Source organism: Sphingopyxis sp. DBS4, assembly GCF_024628865.1.
GTDB lineage: Bacteria > Pseudomonadota > Alphaproteobacteria > Sphingomonadales > Sphingomonadaceae > Sphingopyxis.
This window is the reverse complement of the sequence record NZ_CP102384.1, coordinates 605,307-627,455: the sequence shown is the minus strand read 5'-3', so window position 1 is coordinate 627,455 and position 22,149 is coordinate 605,307. Positions and strand designations below refer to the sequence as shown.

The following is a 22,149-nucleotide window of genomic DNA, read 5'->3' as shown; positions in this document are numbered from 1 at the left end:
CATGCCCACCGAAATCAATTTCGACGGGATCATCGGCCCGACCCATAATTATGCCGGCCTCAGCCGCGGCAATATCGCCTCCGCAAGCAACGCCGGCGACGTGTCGCAACCGCGCGCAGCGGCGCTGCAGGGCATCGAGAAGATGCGCCACAATATCGCGCTCGGCCTGCCCCAGGGCTTCTTCATGCCGCTGGATCGTCCCGACGCGCCGTGGCTCGAAACGCTCGGTACGACGCTGGACGGGGCGGAAGCGCATCTGCGCGCGCAGGCCTGGTCGGCTTCGTCGATGTGGGCGGCGAACGCCGCGACCGTCTCCCCCGGTCCGGACAGCGCGGACGGCAAATGCCATCTGACCGTCGCCAACCTCGTCACCATGCCGCATCGCAGCCACGAATGGCCGGGGACGCTCGCGCAGCTTCGCCTCGCCTTCGCCGATCCGGCGTTCGTCGTCCACGGCCCCGTCCCCGCGCCGTTCGGCGACGAGGGTGCGGCGAACCATATGCGGCTGTGCGACGGGCACGGGTCGCCGGGGGTCGAGATTTTCGTCTATGGCGTCGGCGGCGGTCGCTTCCCGGCGCGGCAGCATCTCGACGCATCGAAGGCGATCGCACGCAAGCATCGGCTCGATCCCGCCCGCACGCTCTTCATCCGCCAATCGGATACCGCGATTCAGGGCGGCGCGTTCCACAATGACGTGGTCGCAGTGGCGAACGAGCGGGTGCTGTTCACGCACGAGACCGCGTTCGAAGACCGCGAAGGCGCGCATGCGCAAATCCGCGCCGCCTTTCCCGAGGTCGAGATCGTCGAGGTGCCCGCGAACGCGGTCAGCCTGCCCGAGGCGATCAAATCCTATCTGTTCAACGCGCAGCTCGTCAGCCTGCCCGGCGACGGCGGGATGGGGCTGGTGCTGCCGACCGAGGCGCGCGAGACCAGACCGGTCTGGGACTGGCTGGAAGCGCATGTCGCGGGCAACGGGCCGATCCGCCGCCTGCTGCCGGTCGATGTCCGCCAGTCGATGGCGAACGGCGGCGGCCCCGCTTGCCTGCGCCTGCGCGTCGTCGCCGATCCGGCGCGCGTCGATCCGCGCTTCCTCGCCGACACGGCCAAGCTCGATCGCATCGCCGAGGTGGTGGCGAAGTATTGGCCCGAGGCGATCGCGCCCGGCGATCTCGCATCGGCCGCGCTCGTCGCCGAAGTGCGGCAGGCGCGCGCGGCGCTGCTCGATGCACTCGGCCTTGGCGAATTGAACTGACCGCCGGGTGAAAATCCGCGAGCTGATCGACACCGCCGCGATCCCGGGCGGCGAAACGCTGCGCCTGTTCCGGCGCGGCGGCGACCATATCATCGCGATCGGCGGCAACGAGCTGATGAACAGCCGGATGAGCGGTTCGGAGGAAGCGCTCGCGGTGATGAGCTGCGAGCGGCTGCAGGGTCCCGACGCCGCGCATCTGCTGATCGGCGGCTATGGCATGGGGTTCACGCTGCGCGCGGCGCTGGTGGCGCTGGGACCGAAAGCGCAGGTCACCGTCGCCGAACTGGTACCCGCAATCATTAACTGGGCGCGCGGGCCGATGGCGGATCTGGCGGCGGGATGCCTCGACGATCCGCGCGTCGAACTGGTTATCGAGGACGTCGGCGCCGTGATCGCGGCGGCGTCCGGCCGCTACGACGCGATCCTGCTCGATGTCGACAACGGCCCCGACGGACTGACGCACCCCGCAAACGACCGCCTCTATTCGCCCGCGGGCCTCACGAAAGCAAAGGCGGCGCTGCGGCCCGGCGGGCTGTTGGCGATCTGGTCGGCTGCCCCCGACGCACGCTTCACGAAGCGCCTCGCGGCGGCGGGCTTTCGGGTCGAAGAGGTCAGCGTCCGCGCCCGCGCGGGCGGCAAGGGGGCGCGGCACGTCATCTGGTTCGCGCGGGCGGGCTAGCCCCTATAGCGGCAATTCGGTCGTCGCCTTGATTTCAGACAGCGCAACAGTCGAGTTGATCTCCTGAATGCCCGGTAATTTGCTGAGCTGGTCGAAGAAGAACCGCTCATAGGCGTCGATGTCCTTCGCGACGATGCGCAACATGAAATCGGTCGTGCCCATCAGGACATAGGCGTCGAGCACTTCGGGAAAGCCGCGGATCGCCGCGCTGAATTCATCGAGATTGGCGCGGCCGTGGGCGTTAAGCTTCACCTGCGCAAAGACATGCGCGTTGAGCCCGACACGGCGCCGGTCGATCAGCGCGACGCGCTTGCGGATGAAGCCCTCGCGCTCGAGCCGGTCGATGCGGCGCCAGCAGGGCGACACCGACAGGCCGACGCGCTCGGCGATCTCGGCAGTCGTCTGACTCGCGTCGCGCTGCATCTCGCGGAGGATTTTTATCTCGAACGGATCAAGGTCGGTCATTTATTTCCCATAGGGCAAATATCGGGGAATAAACATCCCACATCTTGCCGTTCCGTGCCGAAAAGCGACCGAGATTGCCCGCGCCGCCCGTGCCATCTTCCGCGCCTCATCAAAGGAGAGAATCATGGTTGCCCGCCCCGCCCGCCTGACCCCGCCGGTCGAATGCGTCCGCCTGCACGATGCCGAGAGCGGACTCGACGGCGTGATCGCGATCCATTCGACGACGCTCGGTCCCGGCGCCGGCGGCTGCCGCTTCTGGACCTATGCCGGTATCGACGAAGCGCTCGCCGACGCGCTGCGCCTCGCCGAGGGCATGAGCTACAAGAATGCGCTCGCCGGCCTGCCGCTGGGCGGCGCCAAGGCGGTGCTGCGCAAACCCGCGGGCGATTTCGACCGCGCCAAGCTGTTCCGCGCCTTCGGCCGCGCGGTCGAGCAGCTCGGCGGCCTCTATGTGACCGCCGAAGATGTCGGAACCTCGGTCTCCGACATGCAGGAGGTCGCCGGCACGACGCGCCACGTCGCGGGCCTCCCGCCCGCCGCCGGCCGCGCCGGAGGCGATCCGTCGCCGTGGACCGCGCGCGGAGTCTTCGAATCGATGCGCGCCGCGGCGCGCTTCGCGCTCGACACCGACCTCGCCGGGCTCACCGTCGCGGTGCAGGGAACGGGGAATGTCGGCGCCGACCTTTGCCGCCGCCTGTCTGATGCCGGGGCGCGGCTGGTGATCGCCGATCCGAACCCGGCGCGCCGCGACCGGCTCGCCGCGATCCTGGGCGCCAAGGTCGTCGACGTCGATGCGATCGCGTCGGTGCAGGCGGAAATCTTCGCGCCCTGCGCGCTCGGCGGCGTGCTCAATCGCGACAGCGTCCGCACGATGAGGGCGAAGCTCGTCTGCGGCGCGGCGAACAACCAGCTCGCCGCGCCCGAGGTCGCCGACATGCTCCGCGACCGCGGCATCGCCTATGCGCCCGACTATGTCGTCAACGCGGGCGGGATCATCAGCGTATCGGCCGAATATCTGGGCGAGGACGAAAGCGACGTCGAAGCCCGCGTGGCCGCGATCGCGCCGCGCGTCGCCACCTTGCTCGACCGCGCCGCGCGTGAGGGTCGCTCGCCTGCGGCGGTCGCCGATGAAATGGCCGAAGAGGTGATCGCAGGCGCCGAGCGGGTCGCGGCCTGATGCACCGGTTCCGGATCGACGCGCTTCCCGATCCGCAATCGCTGCCCCGCATCGCCGGGGTCTTCGCGCAGCGCGCGATCGTGCCATCGGCGATGCGGATGGAGTTGCGCAACGGGTTCCTTCAGATCGAGGTGGCCGTCGCCGGCCTCGACGACGCGCGCGCCGCCGTCATCGCTGCCAAGCTGGGCGAGATGTTCGCGGTCGTCGAGGTCGGGTTGGACGGAGGAGAGGAGGCGGCCGCATCCTTCGGAATGGAGAGCCTTGCCGCATAACGGCGGAGAATGACCTTCTACTAAAAGCAGACCCTGTGCTCCCGCGAAGGCGGGAGCCCATCTCCGGCCGGTGCCAGTTTGAGCCGATCGGAGATGGGTCCCCGCCTTCGCGGGGACACACAAATTTGCGCGCGCGGCGCATGATCCCGGAGGGCGCCGGCCCTTCTCATAAAATAGAGGGGCTTGCGCCGTCTATTTCCCCTGCGCCGCGAGGACGCGGAGGATGTTGCCGCTCCACATCTTCTCGATGTCGGCGTCCGAATAGCCCGCCTGCTTCAGCCGCTCGGTGACCTTGGGCAGCGCGGTGATGTCCTCGATGCCCTTGAGGCCGCCGCCGCCGTCCCAGTCGGCGCCGAAGCAGATATGATCGACGCCGCCGACCTCGATCGCGCGCAGTACCATCTTCATATAATCCTCGAAGTCCGCCGCCCACATCGTCTCGGTCTTGTCGAGTTGGCGCCATTGGCGGGTGAGGTCGGCCTGCGCTTCGGGGCTCAATTCGCCGATCCGCTCATAGTCGGCGAACAGCTTCGCGCGCGCCGGCGACATGTTCATTTCCGACATATAGATGGTCGAGATGCACATCGCGCCGCCCTTCGCCGCAAGCGCCTTCAGCCGCCCTTCGTCGAGGTTGCGCGGATGGTCGTGCGCCGAGCGCAGGCTCGAATGTGAAAGCAGGATCGGATATTTCGACAGCGCGAGAAGCTGGTCGAAGGTCGCGTCCGACGAATGGCTCGCGTCGATGACGATGCCGAGCCGGTTCATCTCGGCGACCCATTGCTTGCCGAGCGGGCTGAGCCCGTTCCAGCGCGGCTTGTCGGTCGCGCTGTCGGCGAACTGGTTGTTCGCCCCGTGCACCGGCCCCGCGAGCCGCACACCCTTGTCATAGAACTCCTTGAGCAGCGACAGGTCCTCGCCCAGCGGATAGCTGTTCTCGATCGACTTGAAGGCGACGAGCTTGCCTTCCTTGTTCAGCCGTCGCGCATCGTCGGCGGTGCGCGCGGCGCCGATCACGCCGCTATTGTCGGCGATCATCCTGTCGATCGCATCCGACCGCTTACGGGCATGGGCGAGCGCCGCCGCATAGCCTTCGGCGGTCAGCGGCCCCTGATCGGTGTAGATGGCGAAGAAGCCGCCATCGAGATTGCCGTCCTTCATCCGCGGGATGTCGAGCTGCGACAGGTCAGTCTCGAGGGTGTGGCGGTCGGCGAAATTCCAGCCCTGGCGCTCGAAATGGAGCGGGGTGTCGAGGTGGGTGTCAAGCACGAGCATCCGGCTGTGCAGCGGCGCTTCGGACGGCTTCGGCTTGTCGCCGCCGCTCGAACAGGCGGCGAGCGCGGTCGCGGCGAGCAGAATGGCGATGCGTTTCATTTCTTGTCCTCCACGGGCTTCAGGTCGAGGTCCTGATAATCCCAGCTGAAATCGGCAATCTGGCTGACCGCCTTCATCGTCACGCCGGTCACCTTGCCCTCGGCATCGAGCGCAAAGGTCACATAGGCGGGTTCGATCGCCGGATCGTCGAAATCGGTGACGAAGCTGTCGTACTGCCAATGCTTGAGCCGCCCCGCCATCCGCGGCGTCGAGGTGAAATCAATCGTCAGCCCCTTCGCGCCCGACCCGATCACCACGTCGCCGTACCAGGGATCGCGGTAGCGCCCCGCATAGCCCGCAAGCGGCAGCGATGGCCCCGATTTGACGGGCGACGCCTTCGCCTGCTTGAGGAACTCGACCCCGCCCGCAAGCCGCGCCTGATACCAATCCTCCCACTTGGTGGTCCAGCCATAGTCGGGCTGGTCCAGATAATGGTCGAGCAGTTCGTAAGTGAGGCCGAGCAGCATGCCGCTGTCCTCGCTGTTCATCATGATCGCGAAGCCGACATTCCTGTCGGGGATCATGACGACGCGCGTGATCGATCCGAAGACGCCGCCGCCGTGCTGGATGATGCGGTGGCCGCGATAATCCTGCACCTGCCAGCCGAGCGCATAGGCCTGCTGCGTCGGCTGCGCGGGTTTCAGCGCGTCGGGCAGCGGGGTGATCGGCATCGGCGTCACCGGCGCCCACATCTCGGCTGCCTGCTCCTCGCTGAACAATCGCTTGCCGTCCGGAAGCGCACCGTGCGCGAGCTGGATCTTGAGCCACGCCGCCATATCCTCGGCGCTCAAGGCAAGCCCGCCCGCGGGCGCGCCGTTGCGGCCGAGTTCGTCGCGTTCGTCGAGCACCTGCTGCCGCCCGATTCCGCGCAGCACGCCCGACAGGCGCGCGTGCGGCCAGCTCCGGTTCGTGACGCGGAAGCGGTCCTCGCTGTCGCTCGTCGCATTCTTCATGCCGCCTGCGCGCAGCACGCGCGCGCGAATGAAATCCTCCCACGTCTGGCCGGTGACCTCCTCGATGAGCTGCCCCGCGACGGCGTAAAGGATATTGTCATAGGCATAGGCCGAGCGGAAACTCGTCCGGGGTTTGAGGAAAGCGACATGCTCGGCGGTCTGCTTGCGGGTGAGGTTGGTGCGCGGCACGAACATCAGGTCGCCCTGCCCCAGCCCCAGCCCGCTGCGATGGACGAGCAGGTCGCGGATCGTCATCTCGCGCGTGACCCACGGATCGTACATGCGGAACCAGGGCATATGCTTGATGACCGGATCGTCCCACGCGATCCTGCCCTCGTCGACGAGCACCGCCAGCGCCGCGACGGTCATCGCCTTGCCGGTCGATCCGGTCTGGAAGATCGTCTCGCCGTCGACCGGCGCGCTCTCGCCGAGCTTGCGGACGCCCCAGCCGCGCGCCAGTGTGGTCTTGCCGTCCTCGACGATCGCGATCGACACGCCGGGCGCGCCGACCTTTTGCCGCAGCGCCTCGACGCTTTCGCCGATGTCGGCGGGCGGGTCCGCCCAGACGGGCGCGGCGGCGGACAGCAGCAGCGGCAGGGCAAGCAGGCGAAGCGTTTTCATGGCAGAGCCTCCAGTGGGGGAGCGGACGAGGGGCGCAGCAGGCGCCAGGTGCCGAGGGTGAGCAGCGGCACGACGAAGACGGCGAGGAAGAGCCAGGCGAGGAAGCGGTATCCGCTCGCGATCAGATCGACGAGGCCGATCTCGCCCGCCACGAACATGCAGCCGGTGAGGATCGCCGCGCCGATCAGCACCCGTGCTCCGGCGCCGAGCGCGGGACGCCCGCGGCTTTCGACCGCACCCGAGATACGCTCGTTGATCGCGTGCACCGCGCCCGCGCCGCTTTCGAGCAGCGCCGCGAGGATCATCACCTGGAACAGGATGTGAAAGCCCGGCACGTTCATCTGGCGGAGCAGGAAATCGGAGGGCAGCGTCTCGGCGCCGATCGCGGGATAGAAGGCCATCATCGCGACGAAGAAGAGAATCGCGGGCAGCATCGACAGCGGCCCCGCGATCAGCCCCGCGACCACGGCGTCGCGCTGGCTGGTCAGATGCCGGAGCACCGGCAGGATCACCACCGCGCCGACGATATTATAGCTCGCATAAGTGATGCCCCCCGCCATCCAGTCGCCCGAAGGCGGCGGCGCGGCGGCGAACCCCTGTGCGATCGGCCCGCCGAAGCGCGCGAGCGCGAGGATCAGGAACAGCGCATAGACGGTGTAGAGCAGGATCGAGACATATTTGAACATCTGCTCGACCACCCCGGTCCCGCGCGCGGTCACCGCGACGATCAGGACGGCGAGCAGCAGCGCGCCCGCCCATTCGGGCCAGCCGAAGGTCGCGGCGCCGATCGCCGCCGCCGCCGCGCCGAACACCGCGAGGATCAGGATGACGAAGATGATGTACGCCGCCTCGAACGCGATCCACCCGGGGCCGAGCAGCCCCTTGAAGAAAGCGCGATAGTCATAGGCGCCGAGCTGGCGCGCGAGCGCGAAGGTCAGCGCCGCGACGAGGCTCCAGATGCCGGTCGCGAGCAGCATCGCGGCGAGCCCGCCCCACGGCCCCGAGGGCACGAAATATTCGGCGAGCTCGCGCCCGGTCGCATAGCCGCCGCCGATGATCACGGCCTTGAGCGCAAAGCCGGGGAGCAGGAAGCGCTGGAACCGGCTGGGGTCCGCCGCGCCGGCCGTCATGCGAGGATGGCATCCACGAGCGCGTCGAACCCCGCGCCGCCGCGGATCGGATCGGCGACCGGCAGCCCGAGCCGCGCGCGCTCGGCCGCCATCAGCGCCTCGGCGCCGTCGGCGTCGAAGCTCGCGGTATTGAGGCAGACCCCGCCGCAGCGGATCGCCGGGTTCGTCCGGCTGCCGAGGCGGATCGTCAGGTCGATCACCTCCTCGATCGTCGGCAGTGCGAAACTCTCCATCCCCAGGATCACCTTGCGCGTCGGATCGTGGCAGACGACGAAGACGTCCGGCTGGCTGCCGTGAAGCAGGCCGAGCGATACCGCAGCATAGGCGGGGTTGAAGATCGACCCCTGTCCCTCGATCAGATCCCAATGATCTGCCGCCGCGTCGGGGCTCAGCATCTCCGCCGCGCCCGCCTCGAAATCCGAGACCACGGCGTCCATCGGCATCCCGCCGCCCGCGATCATGATGCCGGTCTGGCCGGTCGCGCGGAAATCGGCGGCGATCCCGCGTTCGAGGAAGGCGCGGTGCAGCGCGAGCGCGGTATATTTCTTCCCCAGCGCGCAGTCGGTGCCGACCGTCAGCAACCTCTTGCCGCTGCGCTTGCGCCCGTTGCCGACCGGGATCGACGGCGGCGGGGTGCGGACGTCGATCAGCCGCCGCCCGGTGCGCCGCGCCGCTTCGGCCAGCGCAGGCACGCTCGCGAGGCGGGCGTGGAGGCCGCTGACAATGTCGAGCCCGGCCTCCATCGCCTCGACGAGCGCCGCGACCCAGCTTTCGCCGATCACCCCACCCTGGTTGGCGACCCCGATCACCAGCGACCGCGCGCCCGCTGCCCGCGCTTCGGCAGGCGCCATCGGCGGCAGGCCGGTGGTGACGGCGCAGCCCGCGACCGACCATTCGCCGACACAGCGGTCGGCCGCCCAGTCGGCGAGCCCGAAGGCGGTCTTGGCATAGCCGGCCTCGACCGTGTCGCCGAGGAAGAGGAGATAGGGCTGCGGCAGGGCGGGAACGCCCCCCCGGTCGGCGTCCGCACGCCGTTGCAGCACAGTAGCCATGGTCCAGTCTCTCCTCTCGGCCGTCAGAAGCCGGCGGTCAGTGTCACGCCAAAGGTGCGCGGCCGGATCACCGCCGTTCCGGCGGCACCCAGCGGCACATTGGCCGGCGCCTCGAGCGATGTCTTGCCTTCGCTGTCGGTCAGATTCTTCGCATAAAGCTCGAGCGAATATTTGCCGAAATCGACCCCGGCGCGCAAATCGACGACCTCATAGGCGGGCAGATAGCGCTGCCGGCCATTGGCAGTGCGGAAATCGAGATCGAAGCCCGCGGGCTGTTTCGACAGGCTGCGCACCGACGCCCCGACATAGGCCTTGGTGTCGCCGCCCAGTGCCCACTCGTAATCGGCATTGGCGCCGATGCTGTATTTGGGGGTGTAGGGCAGGCGATCGCCCGCGAGCCCGCCGACCAGCGGCGGCGTGTCGTCCTTCAGCCGGGCGTTGGTATAGGCGCCGTTGAGCGAAAAGGTCAGCCCGCCCGCCGGGCGCAGCGTCGTCGTGAATTCCAGGCCGTCGCTCTTCGCCTTGCCGCCGTTGAAATTGACGCCGAAATCATTGACCTGGCCAAAGACCTGAATGTCCTTCCAGTCGATATGGAAAGCGGCGATGTCGATCGAGAAGCTGCGGTCGACCGTTTCCGCCTTGACGCCGATTTCGTAGCTGATCAGCGAATCCGAACCATAGGTTGCAAGTTCCGGCGGCGCCCCCGGCGCGAGCACGTTCGGGCCGCCGGGGCGGAATCCCTTGGCGACGCGAGCATAGATGGTCGCCTGGTCGCTGATCTCGAACTGCGGCGCGACCGAGAAGGTGAAGACATTTTCGGACGAGCGCGCTTTCGGCAGCTTGTTGAACCCGCCCGCAAGGGCACCGTCCGACACCTGATCCGCGACCTGTTTGTTGCCGCTGTAGCGGCCGCCGAAGGTCAGGTCGAAGCGCTCGCCGAGATGGAGCGTCGCATTGGCGAAGCCCGCGAGCTCGCGATAGCGCGAGTTGATCGTCGCGATGCCGAGCAGCGGCAGATCCTCGATCGGGGTCAGCGTCCCCGGCTCCACCGCGTTGAAATCCTGATCGATGATCCCTTTCTCGCGCGTGTAATAGGCGCCGAGGAGCCATTCGAAATGCTCATTCTCGGGCGACTGCAGTCGTATTTCCTGCGAAAAGCGCCGCACGCGGGTGAGTTGCCCCTGATAGAAATCGTTGGGCGCGCCGAAAAAGGCCTCGATCAACGGACCATATTGAGTCGTGAGATCGCCGCGGAACGATTGCGACAGACTGCTGTAGCTCGTCGCCCACACCAGATTCGCAAAGCCGAGATCGGCGTCGACGACGGCACTGTATACGCGGTAGCGGACATCGGTGAATTCGGGAACGAACTGCGACTGCGACAGGCGGCCGTACAGCGTCCGCCCGGTCGACGGGTCGCTGTCGACACTGTTCGAGGCGTGCGTCTTCAGATTCTGGAGATAGGCGCTGAGCTGGATCGAGATACTCTCGCTCGGCTTGAACAACAGCGACGCGCGGCCACCATAGCTTTTCGAACTGTTGATGTCGTTTTCGACATCCGATCCCGCGGTGCCGATCGAGTCGATGAAACCGCCGAAGTCGCGGTAGAAGCCCGAGGCACGGAAAGCGACCATATCGCCGAGCGGCACATTGACCACCGCGCTGCCCAGATAGGATGCATCGCCGCCCTTGACCGTCTCGACGCTGCCGCGCGCGCGGACCTCGACCCCGCTGGTATCGGGCTTGCGCGTCACATATTTGAGCACGCCGCCCATCGAGCTCGCGCCATAGATGGTCCCTTGCGGACCGCGCAGCACCTCGATCCGCTCGACGTCGAAGGTGTCGAAGTCGCCCGCGAGGATCGCGCCGTTGACGAGCCCGCTGCTCGATCCGAAGGTTGTTTCGTCCTGATAGACCGCAACCGTCGAGGCGACGCCGCCGGTATTGACCCCGCGCAGCACGAGACGGCCGAAGCCGGCGGTGGTCTGGTTGAGCTGAAGCCCCGGAACGAGCTTCAGATAATCCGAAAAATTCGTCGCCTGGACATTTTCGAGCGCATCGCCCGACACGACGCTCACCGACTGCGGTACGTCGATCAGCCGCTGCTCGCGTTTCTGCGCGGTGACGACGATATCATGTTCGTCGCCGGCCGCTTCGTCGGCATGGGCCGGCATCGTCACCGCCAGCGCGACCAGGCTGCCCGCCATCAAAAAGCTCTTCTTCATCGTCCTACCCCCAAGACCTGGCCGGGCAGGCAGCGAAATCGCTCCGTGCGGCCGTGATGATGCTCTTGTCGGATCGTCCATGCGGGCCATGCGCACCCCAGACCCGCCCGCGAAAGTCGCGCGGCACGCCGTGGGGAATGACCCTGTCATCCCGTCCTTCGATCTCATGTTTCGGTTTTTCGACTATTGTCCTAATCAGAAAATTGTCAACCCATTTAGGACATGAATTTGCATCAACCCCAGATTTCGGGCGGACAATCGATCATGCCGCCGCGATAGACGACGCCGGGGTCGCGATCGTGCGCGAGAAAGGTCGGCCCGTCGAGATCGACGATGTCGCAAAGCTGCCCGACGAGATAGGATGGCGCCATCGACAGGCTGGTGCCCATCATGTTGCCGACCATGACGTCGAGCCCGAGCCTCTTCGCCTGCCGCGCGATCGCGAGTCCCTCGGTCAGCCCGCCGCACTTGTCGAGCTTGATGTTGACGACGTCGAAGCGCCCGACGAGCGAGGCGGTATCGGCGAGCGACAGCGCGCTTTCGTCGGCGACGAAGGGCAGCGGCCGCTTGAGCCCGTCGAGATCGGCCTCGCGCCCGCGTTTCAGCGGCTGTTCGAGCTGCGCGACGCGCGCTTCGACCAGCATCGGCAACAGGTCGGCGAGCGTGCCCACATCATAGCCCTGGTTCGCATCGACGCCGATCCAGGCCTCGGGGCGCGCGGCGCGGATCGCGGCGACGCGCGCGATATCGTCGCCGAGGTCGCCGGTCAGCTTGACCTTCACCGGCGCCTCGGGATCGATCGCGAGTGCCGCCTTTGCCATGATATCCGGGCTGTCGGCGCCGAGCGTCAGCGTCGAGCGCAGCGGCTGCGGCGCACGCAGCCCCGCCAGTTCCCAGACCGGCCGCCCCTGCTGCTTCGCTTCGAGCTCCCAGAAAGCGCAGTCGAGCGCGTTGCGCGCGCCGCCCGGCGGCAGCAAGGTCTGAAGGTCCGCGCGCGTCGCCCCCTGCTCGATCGCGCCGCGCACCCCGGCCGCCTCGGCGACCATATGGTCGATATCGTCTCCGAGATAATAGACCCCGGCCCCCTCGCCGCGCCCGACATGTTCGCCGTCCGACAGCTCGGCGACGAGCAGCGCCGTCTCGGTGAAGACATGGCCCGAGATGCGGAACGGCTGGTGATAGGGAAAACGCTCGACCCGAAGGTCGAGCGTCAATCCGCGAAAGCCCTGCGCCGCCATCAATAGACCATCCCGAAGCCATAGAGATGGAAGGCAAGCGTCACCCAGACGAGGACCAGCCCCGCGAGGACGAGCAGCACCGCGCCGAGTTTCATCGTCCATTTGCGCTTGCCCTGGATGCTGAGCCACAGGTGCCAGGCGGCGGTCGCCAGCAGCCCGAAGGCGGCAAGCGGCGTCAGGACGCGCAGCAACTGGATCAGCCAGTCGAGCGGCCCGCCGATGCTGCCGATATCGGCCGAGAAGGCCGCGATCAGCCCGAACCAGCCGGCGACCGCGGCCAGCGCCAGCCACGCGAAGACGCGCGACAGGCGATACGCGCGGAGCGGCTTGCCTTCGAGTGCGAAGCTCGCGCCGAAGCTGCGCCGGACCAGCGCGCGCACCGGCCAGGCGAGCGCGGCGAGCAGCGCGATGCCGAGCGCCGCGATCAGCGCGGGCATCAGCCACGCCGCATTGGCGCCGGCCGGCGCGGGATCGAAGACCATGAAGGGCGATCCGGCGTCGAGGCTCCAGCGCACGACCTTGCCGTCCTTGACCTCGGCGGCGAGGCGTTCGCCGGTGGCGGTGTCGCGCCAGACGAAGGGCTCGACCTCCACCCAGTCGCGCGCGCCGGCGCTGAGGCCGTCGAGTCCGGGCACGCTGATCTTGCCGTCCTCGGTCAGCGTCACCGTCGGCTGGCCGAGCAGGCCGAACAGGCTCATGAAATTGGTGAACGACCCGCGGCTGGTGACATAATGGCCGACCATCATTTCGGCATGTTGCTTCGCGGTTTTCGCATCGACCCGGCCCGTCGGCGCGGGGCCGGGCAAGTAGCGGTCGGCAAATTCATGGAACAGCGCGCTGCGCACCGCGCCCGCGCCGCCTTCCTTGCCCGGGCTGTTCATCGAGATGAAGACGCCGACGTCGGCGTCGGGGAACAGCCACAGATAGGAATGGAACCAGACGGTGTCGCCGCCGTGCGCGATCGCGCGGTGGCCGTTGACCCATTGTTCGTAGAAACCGAGCGCCATGCTGTTGAGCGGGCCGACGCCGGGCGCCTTGTAATCGTGCATCATCTTCGCGGTTTCGGGCTTCAGCAGCCCCGCGCCGTCGTTCAGATGCGCGATCATGAACTTGCCCATGTCGGCGCCGCTCGCCGACAGGCTGCCCGCGGGGGCCGGGATCACCATCTCGAACGGCCGCGCCTTCTGCGTGATGTCGGGATAGCCGCTCGCCATATCGGGAACGAACGCCTTGGGGAGTGGCTGACGGAAGGTCGAATGCGCCATGCCGAGCGGCGTGAAGATATGCTTGTCGATATAACTATCGAAATCCTCGCCGCTGACACGCTCGACGATATAGCCCGCGAGTGCGGTGGCATAATTCGAGTAAGCGGGCGTCGTTCCGGGCGCGAACACACGCTCGGGCAGCGCGAGCGGCAACAGCTTCTTGAGCGACATCGCCGCCTTCGGATCGTTGCTGATCAGATAGCGGACCGATTCCTCGAAGCCCGCGGTGTGGGTCATGATGTTGCGCAGCGTGATCGGCTTGCCCTGGAAAGGCGGAATCTTGAAGTCGAGATAGGCGTTCACATCCTTGTCGAGGTCGAGCTTGCCCGCTTCGACCTGCTGCATCACCGCGGTCCAGGTGAAGAGCTTCGACACCGATCCCGGCCGGAACAGGGTGGTTTCGGGCGACACGGGCTTGCGCGTCGCGACGTCCGCATAACCATAGCCCTTTTCGAGCACGACCCCGTCGCCGCGCACGACGACGACGACCGCCCCCGGAATGCGCGCGCGGTCGAGCGCATAGGGCAGAAAGCCGTCGAGAAAGGCTTCGAGATCGGCCGCGTTGAGCGTCGCCGCCTGCGCGGGCTTCGACGGCGGCAAGGGCGGTGCCTCGACCGTCCTGGCGGCGGGCGCGGGGGCCGGGCCCTGCGCCGCGAGCGGAACCGCCGCGATCGCGGCAAGCCCGATCATGGCTTTATGGAGTAAACGCATCCTCTTCCCCTCTTTGTCAGGCGGGTCTGCTGACCCTTGCGGCAAGCCGCGCGACCCCTTACCAAGGGGCGGCACCTCTTGACCCGATGGGGACATAATGATCCTGATTAGAAAATTGTCAAATATGGAATGGAAGAACTGATGGCGGACCGTCCCAGCCCGCCGACGCTCGGCGCGGTGATGCGCGGCATTCGCTCGCGAAACGGCTGGACGCTCAAGGAGATGAGCGCGAAGTCGGGGATTCCGGTATCAACGCTGTCGAAGGTCGAGCACGACCGGCTGACGCTCAGCTACGACAAGCTTCAGCAGCTCAGCCAGCGACTCCAGATTCGCATGTCGGACCTGTTCGCCGAGGACGAGGAGGAAAGTCCGCCGCGCGTCACCGGCCGCCGCAGCATCGGAACGATCGACCGAGCGGCACGCGTCACGACCGACAATTACGACTATCATTATCTCTGCACCGACCTTCGCCAGAAGCGGATGATCCCGATCGTCACCCGCATCCGCGCGCATAGCGCGCGCGAGTTCGGCGAGCTCGTCCGCCACCAGGGCGAGGAATTCATCTATGTCCTCGAAGGACGGATCGAAGTGCACAGCGAATTCTACGACCCCGTCACGCTCGACGTCGGCCAGGGCATCTACATCGATTCGTCGATGGGCCACGCCTACGTCGTCGCCGAAGGCTGCGAGGAAGCGCTGGTGCTGGGGGTCTGTTCGAGCGCCGACGATGGCCTCATGGATTCGCTGATGAGCCTGCACGGCTGAATTTTCGGGAAAAGCACAGGAGAGACGCATGGCATCCGGTCGAACCTTCACCCTCGCCCTCGCGCTGCTCGCCGGCACGGCGCCCGCAGCGGCGGCCGAGCCCGCCTATGACGTCGTGATCCGCGGCGGCACGGTGTACGACGGGTCGGGCCAGGCGCCGGTCGTCGGCGACGTGGCGATCAAGGGCGACCGCATCGTCGCGGTCGGCAAGGTCGCGGGCCAAGGCCGGACAGAAGTCGCGGCCACAGGCATGGCGGTCGCGCCGGGCTTCATCAACATGCTGAGCTGGGCAACCGAATCGCTGATCGCCGACCCGAGGAGCGAGAGCGACATCCGGCAGGGCGTCACGCTGGAGGTGATGGGCGAAGGCTGGTCGATGGGACCGCTGAACGCGACGATGAAGGCGCTGGAAACCCAGCGTCAGGGCGACATCAAATATCCGATCGAATGGACCAGCCTCGGCGATTATTTCACCTATCTCGAAAGGCGCGGCATCGCGACGAATATCGCGAGCTTCGTCGGCGCCGCGACGGTGCGCGTCCACGAACTGGGCGAAGGCGACGTCGACCCGAATCCCGAGCAACTCGGCCGCATGAAACTGCTCGTCCGGCAGGCGATGAACGAGGGGGCGCTGGGCGTCGGCAGTTCGCTGATCTATGCGCCCGGCTCCTATGCCGAGACCCCCGAACTGGTCGCGCTGATGACCGAGGCCGGAAAATGCGGCGGCATGTATATCAGCCACATGCGTTCGGAGGGCGACCGGATCGGCGAAGCGGTCGACGAGCTGATCGAGATCGCGCGCCAATCGGGGGCGCCCGCCGAAATCTATCACCTCAAGATGGCGGGGCGCGATAATTGGGGCAAGCTAGACGCCATCGTCAGGAAGATCGAGGATGCCCGCGCCGAGGGGCTGCGGATCACCACCGACATGTACACCTATACCGCCGGCGCGACCGGGCTCGACGCCGCTATGCCGACCTGGGTGCAGGCAGGCGGGCTGGAGGCATGGATCGAACGGCTGAAAGACCCCGCGATCCGCGCGCGCGTCGCCGCGGAGATGCAGAAGCCCGGCAGCGACTGGGAAAATCTCTATCTCGGCGCGGGCGCCGACAAGATGATCCTCGCGGGGTTCAAGAATGACGCGCTCAAGCCGCTGACCGGCAAGACGCTTGCCGAAGTCGCGGCGATGCGCGGCAAGTCCCCTGAGGAAACCGCGATGGACCTGGTCGTCGAGGACGGCTCGCGCGTCGGCACCATCTATTTCCTGATGTCCGAGGACAATGTCCGCAAGCAGATCCAGCTGCCGTGGATGAGCTTCGGTTCGGACGCCGAATCGCAGGCGCCCGAGGGCGTGTTCCTGAAATCGAGCACGCATCCGCGCGCTTACGGCAATGTCGCGCGCCTGCTCGGCCGCTATGTCCGCGACGAGAAGCTGATCCCGCTCGAGGAAGCGGTGCGCCGCCTCACCTCGCTTCCCGCGACGAACCTCGGCCTTGCCGAACGCGGGGCGCTGAAGCCCGGCTATTATGCCGATGTCGTGGTATTCGATCCCGCGACGATCGCCGACCGCGCGACCTTCGAACAGCCGCAGCAATATGCGGTCGGGATGCGCGACGTCTATGTGAACGGGGTCGCGGTGCTCAAGGATGGCGAGCATAGCGGCGCGACGCCCGGACGCGCGGTCCGCGGCCCGGCGTGGAACCATTGCCGCTGAGGGCGCTCAGGCGAACGCCGCCGCCTTGTGCGGATTGTCGGCATAAGCGCGCTTCATCCGCGCGAAGCCGACGACCTGGCCGGTCATGATGTCGAGTTGCGCCGCGATCGCCTGATCGACGAGCACACCGTCGGCGTCGAAGAGCGGCTGGCTCGAATTGGCGGTCACCGCCATCGGCGTCGGCCAGCCGCGCAGGGCATGGGTAATCGAGCGCAAGGTCGCAAGCGTGCTGCCCGCCGCCTGCCATCCGCCCGCGACCGCGATCAACCCGACGGCGCGCCCGTCGAAATAGGGCTGCGCGTCGGCAACCAGATCCTGCGCATAGTCGAGGGCATTCTTCACCACCCCCGATACGGTGCCGTGATAGGCGGGCGACGCGACGATGACCCCGTCGGCGCCGCGAAGCGCGGCGACCAGCGCCCGCGCCTTGTCGCAGCGTTCGCTGAGGTGCGGCGCATAGAGCGGAAGGTCGATCGCATCGCCCGCCAGCAGCAGGCTGTCGGCGCCCCGCGCCTCACAGCACGCCAGCGCGTGGCGCAGCAGCCGCTCGGCCGAACCGCCGGCGGTCGCGTTGCCGCCGAGCGCGACGATACGGGGGCGCGTGCCCGTCACCTGCCCCGCCCCATCAGTTGCCCATCCTGTCAATTGAACGTGACCTGGCTGCCGCCGCGCAGGAAGGCGATGGCGTTGCGGCGCAGGTGGTTGGTGCCGGGATTGAGGATCGGCTCGGGCGAATATTGCGCCAGATAGACGCGGCGCATGTTCGGGGTCGAGTTCGATCCGGTCGCGTGGAGCGCGAGACTGGAGAAAGCGACGACGCTGCCCGCCGGGACTTCGAGCGTCACCCCCTCGCTGTCGCCGGTGTAGCCGACGAGGTCGTTGCTCCCGGGTTGGCGGCTATGCGGAACGATGCCCTCGCGCGTTCCGGGCGCCTGCGAGAAGGGCAGAATGCGCACCGTACCGTTCGCGACCGTCGTGTCGTCGAGCGTGCACCAGCAGGTGAGATAGGGCTTGTGGTCGGCAGGGCCGCCGTTGCCGACGACATAGCCCGAATCCTGATGCCAGCTGAACGGCATGCCCTTGTCGGCGCCTTTGACGACATATTGGTCGTAGAAGAAATAAGCATCGTCGCCGAGCGTCGCGCGGCAGATGTCGGCCATCGTCTCGCTGAACAGCATCCGGCGCAGGTCGGGCTGCCGGCGCTGGCATTCGCCGGCGAAATAGCGCTTGCCCTTGTGGCTGATGCCGTCGACCTCGACGCCGAGCGCGTCGAGGCGGGCGTCCTCACGTTCGATGACGCGGCCGCATTCCTCGCGCAGCAGGTCGAGGAGCGGGCCTTCGAGGATGCGTTCGAAGACCGCATAGCCTTCGGTGGCGAATTGTTCGCGCTGGGCGGAGAAATCCATCTTCACTCTCCCGATGTTGTCTAAAGTGCCACGTAGCGCAGAGTCATCCATCGCATCCAATCGAATTGCATCCGCCGGTCATACGTCTATACTATGGCTTATGAGGATGAGACAGGTCGAGGCGTTTCGCGCCGTCATGATGAGCGGGGGCATCACCGCCGCCGCGACGATGCTCAACATCAGCCAGCCGTCGGTGAGCCGGCTGATCGCCGACATGGAGCGCGCGGTCGGCTTTCGCCTGTTCGACCGGCGCGGCGCGCGCGTCCACCCGACCGCGCAGGCGCAGGCGCTCTATGAAGCGGTGCGGCGAAGCTATGCCGGGCTCGACCTGCTCGACCAGGCGGCGCGACGCATCCGCGCGCATCCGGTCGGCACGGTGCGGATCGCGGCGCTGGCGGCGATCGCGACGGCGATCCTGCCCGCGGTGATCGCGCGCTTCCGCATCCTCTATCCCGAGATCAAGATCACGGTCGAGTCGCTCGGCCAGCGCGCGATCGAGGAGCGGGTGTTCCTGGGGCAGGCCGATCTGGGCATCGGGATCGACGCGCCGGGCCGCGAGGGCATCCGATCGACCCCGCTCGCGCGCGCCGAATATGTCTGCGCGCTTCCGGCCAATCATGTGCTAGCGGCGCGCGAGCGTGTGACAGTCGAGGATCTGGCGGGCGAGGAATTCATCGGCCCGATGCACGAGGCCGACGCGCTGTGGAACAGAATCGACGTCGTGCTCGAAACATCGGGCATCGCGATCTCGCGCCGACTCGAGACGCAGCAGTCGCACACCCTTTATGCCTTCGTCGAGGCGGGGCTGGGCGTGTCGATCGCCGAACCGTTCAGCGCGCCGCTGTTCCACCGGCTGGGCGTCGCGATCCGCCCCTTCACTCCGCCGGTCGAGCTCGACTTCGGCCTGCTCGAACCCGACATCGGCCCGACGCCCGAAATCGTCGCCTGGCTGAACGCCGACGTCGCGCGCGAGACCGCCACGTGCCTGGCGCATGTGCGGAAGGTCGTGGCGGCGGGTTAGTTGGGATGGCGGGTTGGGGGGGAGCGGATATTCCCCTCCCTGCAAGGGAGGGGTTAGGGGTGGGTAGCGAGCGTAGCGAGCCGGAAGGAAGAGCGCCGCCTTCGGCGGCCACCCACCCCCGCCCCCTCCCTTGCAGGGAGGGGAGAAGATAGGTCCGCTCCCGGTCGCTTTCAGACTCTCATCATCCGGATCAGGTCCGGAATGCCGACAAAGGATGGCTCGGTTTTCGGTCCCTAGCTGCTGCCCAATCAAGCCATAGCATTTGGACATAATCCACCGACATTTCTCGATTGGACTGCAATGATTTTAGCGGTCATCCCTACGCTGGCAGATTGACCATATTGTCAATTGAATGAGTAGATATTAGGAGGCCTGCCGAGCCTCCTACTCGATGCACGAGCGGACGCAGATCCGCTGCCGCTTCTTGGGGAGGATGAAATGAAGTTTTCGCCGTTCAAAAAATCGTTGTTCCTGTCGTCCGTGCTGGGCGCCGCGGCCTTGGCCGCGCCCGCCGCCGCGCAGGAAGCCGCGGCAGCAGCCGACGCGCCCTTCGCCAACAACGACATCATCGTCACCGCGCAGAAGCGCGCGCAGAATCTGCAGGACGTGCCCGTCGCCATCTCGGTCGTGTCGGGCGACATGCTCGAGCGCGCCAACGTCAATTCGGCCGAACAGCTTTTCCAGCGCGTCCCGACGCTGACCTTCCGCAAAGGCAACACCAACAAGGATTCGGCGCTGTCGATCCGCGGCGTCGGCACGATCAGCTTTTCGTCGGGGGTCGAACCGTCGGTGTCGACGGTGATCGACGGCGTCGTCTATGCCCGCACCGGGCAGCAGACGTCGGACTTCCTCGATGTCGAGCGCATCGAAGTGCTGCGCGGGCCGCAGGGCAGCCTGTTCGGCAAGAACGCCAGCGCGGGCGTGATCAACATCGTGACGCGCGAGCCCGACGATGCGCTCGGCGGCTATGTCGACGCCGCCTGGTACGAGGGCAATGAGTATCGCATCCGCGGCAGCGTCGGCGGCGCGCTCGGCGACGGCGTCAAGGCGTCGCTCACCGGCTTCTGGTCGCAATATGACGGCAACGGCCGCAACGTGTTCAACGGCCACAAGATCAACGGATATGAGCATTGGGGCGTGCGCGGCAAGCTGATCGCCGAGCCGACCGACGCGCTGAAGATCACGCTGATCGCCGACTATTCGAAGAACAGCGACAATGGCTATGCCGACAGCATCGGCACCGTCTTTTCCTCCGCGTTCAACGATGCGGTGTTCAAGCCGAGCCTCGCGCCGCTGACGCTCGACGGCAAGAACAAGAACATCGACAACGACCTCGACCCCTATACCAAGGACAAGAACAGCGGCGTGTCGGGGCAGATCGACTATGATTTCGGCGGCGCGACGCTGACCTCGATCACCGCCTATCGCCACTGGTATAATTTCCAGGTCCGCGACGGCGATTTCCGGTCGGACGCGCCCTCCTACGTCAACACCGGCACTGCGTCGGGCGACGTGCTTTCACACGACCGCGGCGACCTGAAGTTCGACCAGTTCACGCAGGAATTGCGCATCGCCTCGTCGAACCCGCAATTCTTCGAATATGTTGCGGGGCTTTATTACTACCACACGAAGGAGGTCGACTTCTTCAACCGCACGGTCACCGCCTGCACCGCCTCGACGCTGCCGACCGTGGGTGGGCTGACGCCGTGCGCCGCCGGGTCGTCGACCTATACGACGAACGAGGGCAACGCCGATTTCACGACGACGCTGACCAGCTATTCGGCGTTCGGCCAGGGCACGCTCAACTTCACCGACGCGTTCCGCGGCATCCTGGGTCTGCGCTATACCGAGGACAAGGTCAGCTATGACTTCGCCCGCACCTCGACCCAGACGACCGCGTTCAGCGGGGTGAACCCCGCCTTCAGTGCCGACGGGTCGATCAAGGATCATGGCTGGTCGGGCAACGCCGGGCTGCAATATGACGTGACCGACGACATCATGGCCTATGGCATGTACACCCGCGGCTACAAGGGACCGGCGCTCAACGTCTTCTTCAACATGCAGGCGCGCGATACCGGCCGCATCGATCCCGAAAAGTCGAACGCCTATGAGGCGGGGCTCAAGATGCGGCTGTTCGACCGCAAGCTGACGCTGAACCTCGCGGCCTTCTATGCCAAGTACGACAATTATCAGGCGAACTTCCTCGACATCGTCGCGGGGCAGGTCGTCACCCGCCTGACCAACGCCGGTACGGTGTCGACGCGCGGCATCGAGATGGATTTCAACGCCGCGATCACCGACGATTTCCAGCTTTCGGGCGGCTTCAACTACACCGACGCGCACATCAACACCTTCATCTGCCCGGTCGGCGCGGCGGTGACCTGTGCCGATGCGATCAACGGCAAGCCATTGCCCTTTGCCCCCAAATACAAGGGTACGGTGACGATGGACTGGCGCCTGCCGCTGAACCTCGACGGCTTCAACGTCGATCTGAACAGCTCGCTCACCTATCAGAGCAAGACCAATTTCGACATCAACCAGAACCCCAACGCTTTTCAGAGCCCCTATGCGATCTGGGATGCGGGGATCACGCTGCGCACCGCCGACGACAAATATGCGCTGTCGTTCCTGGTCAAGAACATCACCGACAAGCAGTTCGTCATCCAGCGCATCCCGAACGGTACCTCGTTCATGCGCCAGATCACCCCGCGCGACGCCGAACGCTATGTCGGCGTCACCGGGCGGGTGAACTTCTAAGGCCCCTGCCCCGCCGCGCGATCCGTCCACATCGCGCGGCGGGGCGAATTTTGCCGGGCACATGGCAATAATATA

Annotated in this window: 18 protein-coding genes; 8 read left to right on the top strand and 10 right to left on the bottom strand. The window is 66.5% G+C overall.

From position 1 onward, the window contains the following. The first annotated feature begins 1 nt into the window (after position 1). Positions 2 to 1,252, top strand: coding sequence for an N-succinylarginine dihydrolase (locus NP825_RS02940; RefSeq protein ID WP_257548236.1), 1,251 nt, complete (start codon positions 2 to 4; stop codon positions 1,250 to 1,252). Positions 1,253 to 1,259: 7 nt separating this feature from the next. Further along, the gene (locus NP825_RS02935; RefSeq protein WP_257548235.1) at positions 1,260 to 1,931 is read left to right on the top strand and encodes a spermidine synthase; all 672 of its coding nucleotides are present in this window, start codon (positions 1,260 to 1,262) and stop codon (positions 1,929 to 1,931) included. Between the two features lie 3 nt (positions 1,932 to 1,934). On the opposite strand, the gene NP825_RS02930 is transcribed toward NP825_RS02935, so the two are convergent. Next, positions 1,935 to 2,396, bottom strand: a complete 462-nt coding sequence (locus tag NP825_RS02930; RefSeq protein ID WP_257548234.1) for an Lrp/AsnC family transcriptional regulator — start codon at positions 2,394 to 2,396, stop codon at positions 1,935 to 1,937. Between the two features lie 124 nt (positions 2,397 to 2,520). Here NP825_RS02930 and NP825_RS02925 point away from each other — a divergent pair, with 124 nt between their 5' ends. Together NP825_RS02925 and NP825_RS02920 are read left to right on the top strand one after the other, a co-directional pair. Next, positions 2,521 to 3,573, top strand: a complete 1,053-nt coding sequence (locus tag NP825_RS02925; protein ID WP_257548232.1) for a Glu/Leu/Phe/Val dehydrogenase dimerization domain-containing protein — start codon at positions 2,521 to 2,523, stop codon at positions 3,571 to 3,573. Next, positions 3,573 to 3,845 carry a hypothetical protein gene (locus NP825_RS02920; RefSeq protein ID WP_257548230.1) on the top strand — a complete coding sequence of 91 codons (273 nt, stop codon included), beginning with the start codon at positions 3,573 to 3,575 and terminating at the stop codon, positions 3,843 to 3,845. The genes NP825_RS02925 and NP825_RS02920 overlap by 1 nt, the downstream gene beginning before the upstream one ends. Before the next feature lie 192 nt (positions 3,846 to 4,037). On the opposite strand, the gene NP825_RS02915 is transcribed toward NP825_RS02920, so the two are convergent. From NP825_RS02915 to NP825_RS02885, 7 genes are all read right to left on the bottom strand, one after another. Continuing rightward, entirely contained in the window at positions 4,038 to 5,216 is a 1,179-nt protein-coding gene (locus tag NP825_RS02915; RefSeq protein ID WP_257548228.1) for a dipeptidase, read from the bottom strand. Continuing rightward, positions 5,213 to 6,790 (bottom strand): serine hydrolase, encoded by a 1,578-nt coding sequence (locus NP825_RS02910; protein WP_257548226.1) that lies wholly within the window; start codon positions 6,788 to 6,790, stop codon positions 5,213 to 5,215. The genes NP825_RS02915 and NP825_RS02910 overlap by 4 nt, the downstream gene beginning before the upstream one ends. Next, entirely contained in the window at positions 6,787 to 7,920 is a 1,134-nt protein-coding gene (locus NP825_RS02905) for a hypothetical protein (protein ID WP_257548224.1), read from the bottom strand. Before NP825_RS02905 ends, NP825_RS02910 begins: the two co-directional genes overlap by 4 nt. After that, positions 7,917 to 8,972: a DUF1611 domain-containing protein gene (locus tag NP825_RS02900; RefSeq protein WP_257548222.1), complete on the bottom strand. Its 1,056-nt coding sequence runs from the start codon at positions 8,970 to 8,972 to the stop codon at positions 7,917 to 7,919. Before NP825_RS02900 ends, NP825_RS02905 begins: the two co-directional genes overlap by 4 nt. Positions 8,973 to 8,995: 23 nt before the next feature. Beyond that, complete coding sequence (locus tag NP825_RS02895; RefSeq protein ID WP_257548220.1) at positions 8,996 to 11,197, bottom strand: TonB-dependent receptor; 2,202 nt, start codon at positions 11,195 to 11,197, stop codon at positions 8,996 to 8,998. Between the two features lie 233 nt (positions 11,198 to 11,430). Further along, a complete protein-coding gene (locus NP825_RS02890; RefSeq protein WP_257548218.1) occupies positions 11,431 to 12,435 on the bottom strand; it encodes a dipeptide epimerase in 1,005 nt (334 codons plus the stop codon). Then, positions 12,435 to 14,411, bottom strand: coding sequence for a serine hydrolase (locus tag NP825_RS02885; protein WP_257548216.1), 1,977 nt, complete (start codon positions 14,409 to 14,411; stop codon positions 12,435 to 12,437). Before NP825_RS02885 ends, NP825_RS02890 begins: the two co-directional genes overlap by 1 nt. 141 nt (positions 14,412 to 14,552) lie before the next feature. Here NP825_RS02885 and NP825_RS02880 point away from each other — a divergent pair, with 141 nt between their 5' ends. Then, positions 14,553 to 15,176 (top strand): helix-turn-helix domain-containing protein, encoded by a 624-nt coding sequence (locus tag NP825_RS02880; RefSeq protein WP_257548215.1) that lies wholly within the window; start codon positions 14,553 to 14,555, stop codon positions 15,174 to 15,176. Positions 15,177 to 15,204: 28 nt separating this feature from the next. Then, positions 15,205 to 16,890: an amidohydrolase family protein gene (locus NP825_RS02875; protein ID WP_257548214.1), complete on the top strand. Its 1,686-nt coding sequence runs from the start codon at positions 15,205 to 15,207 to the stop codon at positions 16,888 to 16,890. A 6-nt stretch (positions 16,891 to 16,896) separates the two neighbouring features. Here the strand turns inward: NP825_RS02875 and NP825_RS02870 are convergent, their stop codons facing one another. Further along, positions 16,897 to 17,502 (bottom strand): NADPH-dependent FMN reductase, encoded by a 606-nt coding sequence (locus NP825_RS02870; RefSeq protein ID WP_257548213.1) that lies wholly within the window; start codon positions 17,500 to 17,502, stop codon positions 16,897 to 16,899. Between the two features lie 29 nt (positions 17,503 to 17,531). After that, a complete protein-coding gene (locus NP825_RS02865) occupies positions 17,532 to 18,296 on the bottom strand; it encodes a phytanoyl-CoA dioxygenase family protein (protein WP_257548212.1) in 765 nt (254 codons plus the stop codon). Between the two features lie 100 nt (positions 18,297 to 18,396). On the opposite strand from NP825_RS02865, the gene NP825_RS02860 reads away from it, so the two are divergent. Then, entirely contained in the window at positions 18,397 to 19,317 is a 921-nt protein-coding gene (locus NP825_RS02860) for a LysR substrate-binding domain-containing protein (RefSeq protein WP_257548211.1), read from the top strand. Positions 19,318 to 19,755: 438 nt separating this feature from the next. Beyond that, positions 19,756 to 22,074 carry a TonB-dependent receptor gene (locus NP825_RS02855; RefSeq protein ID WP_257548210.1) on the top strand — a complete coding sequence of 773 codons (2,319 nt, stop codon included), beginning with the start codon at positions 19,756 to 19,758 and terminating at the stop codon, positions 22,072 to 22,074. The last annotated feature ends 75 nt before the right edge of the window (positions 22,075 to 22,149 follow it).

Coding starts and splice junctions, on each gene's coding strand:
- NP825_RS02940 (WP_257548236.1), top strand. CDS start 2: ATGCCCACCGAAATCAATTTCGACGGGATCATCGGCCCGACCCATAAT.
- NP825_RS02930 (WP_257548234.1), bottom strand. CDS start 2,396: ATGACCGACCTTGATCCGTTCGAGATAAAAATCCTCCGCGAGATGCAG.
- NP825_RS02925 (WP_257548232.1), top strand. CDS start 2,521: ATGGTTGCCCGCCCCGCCCGCCTGACCCCGCCGGTCGAATGCGTCCGC.
- NP825_RS02920 (WP_257548230.1), top strand. CDS start 3,573: ATGCACCGGTTCCGGATCGACGCGCTTCCCGATCCGCAATCGCTGCCC.
- NP825_RS02915 (WP_257548228.1), bottom strand. CDS start 5,216: ATGAAACGCATCGCCATTCTGCTCGCCGCGACCGCGCTCGCCGCCTGT.
- NP825_RS02910 (WP_257548226.1), bottom strand. CDS start 6,790: ATGAAAACGCTTCGCCTGCTTGCCCTGCCGCTGCTGCTGTCCGCCGCC.
- NP825_RS02905 (WP_257548224.1), bottom strand. CDS start 7,920: ATGACGGCCGGCGCGGCGGACCCCAGCCGGTTCCAGCGCTTCCTGCTC.
- NP825_RS02900 (WP_257548222.1), bottom strand. CDS start 8,972: ATGGCTACTGTGCTGCAACGGCGTGCGGACGCCGACCGGGGGGGCGTT.
- NP825_RS02895 (WP_257548220.1), bottom strand. CDS start 11,197: ATGAAGAAGAGCTTTTTGATGGCGGGCAGCCTGGTCGCGCTGGCGGTG.
- NP825_RS02890 (WP_257548218.1), bottom strand. CDS start 12,435: ATGGCGGCGCAGGGCTTTCGCGGATTGACGCTCGACCTTCGGGTCGAG.
- NP825_RS02885 (WP_257548216.1), bottom strand. CDS start 14,411: ATGCGTTTACTCCATAAAGCCATGATCGGGCTTGCCGCGATCGCGGCG.
- NP825_RS02880 (WP_257548215.1), top strand. CDS start 14,553: ATGGCGGACCGTCCCAGCCCGCCGACGCTCGGCGCGGTGATGCGCGGC.
- NP825_RS02875 (WP_257548214.1), top strand. CDS start 15,205: ATGGCATCCGGTCGAACCTTCACCCTCGCCCTCGCGCTGCTCGCCGGC.
- NP825_RS02865 (WP_257548212.1), bottom strand. CDS start 18,296: ATGGATTTCTCCGCCCAGCGCGAACAATTCGCCACCGAAGGCTATGCG.
- NP825_RS02860 (WP_257548211.1), top strand. CDS start 18,397: ATGAGGATGAGACAGGTCGAGGCGTTTCGCGCCGTCATGATGAGCGGG.
- NP825_RS02855 (WP_257548210.1), top strand. CDS start 19,756: ATGAAGTTTTCGCCGTTCAAAAAATCGTTGTTCCTGTCGTCCGTGCTG.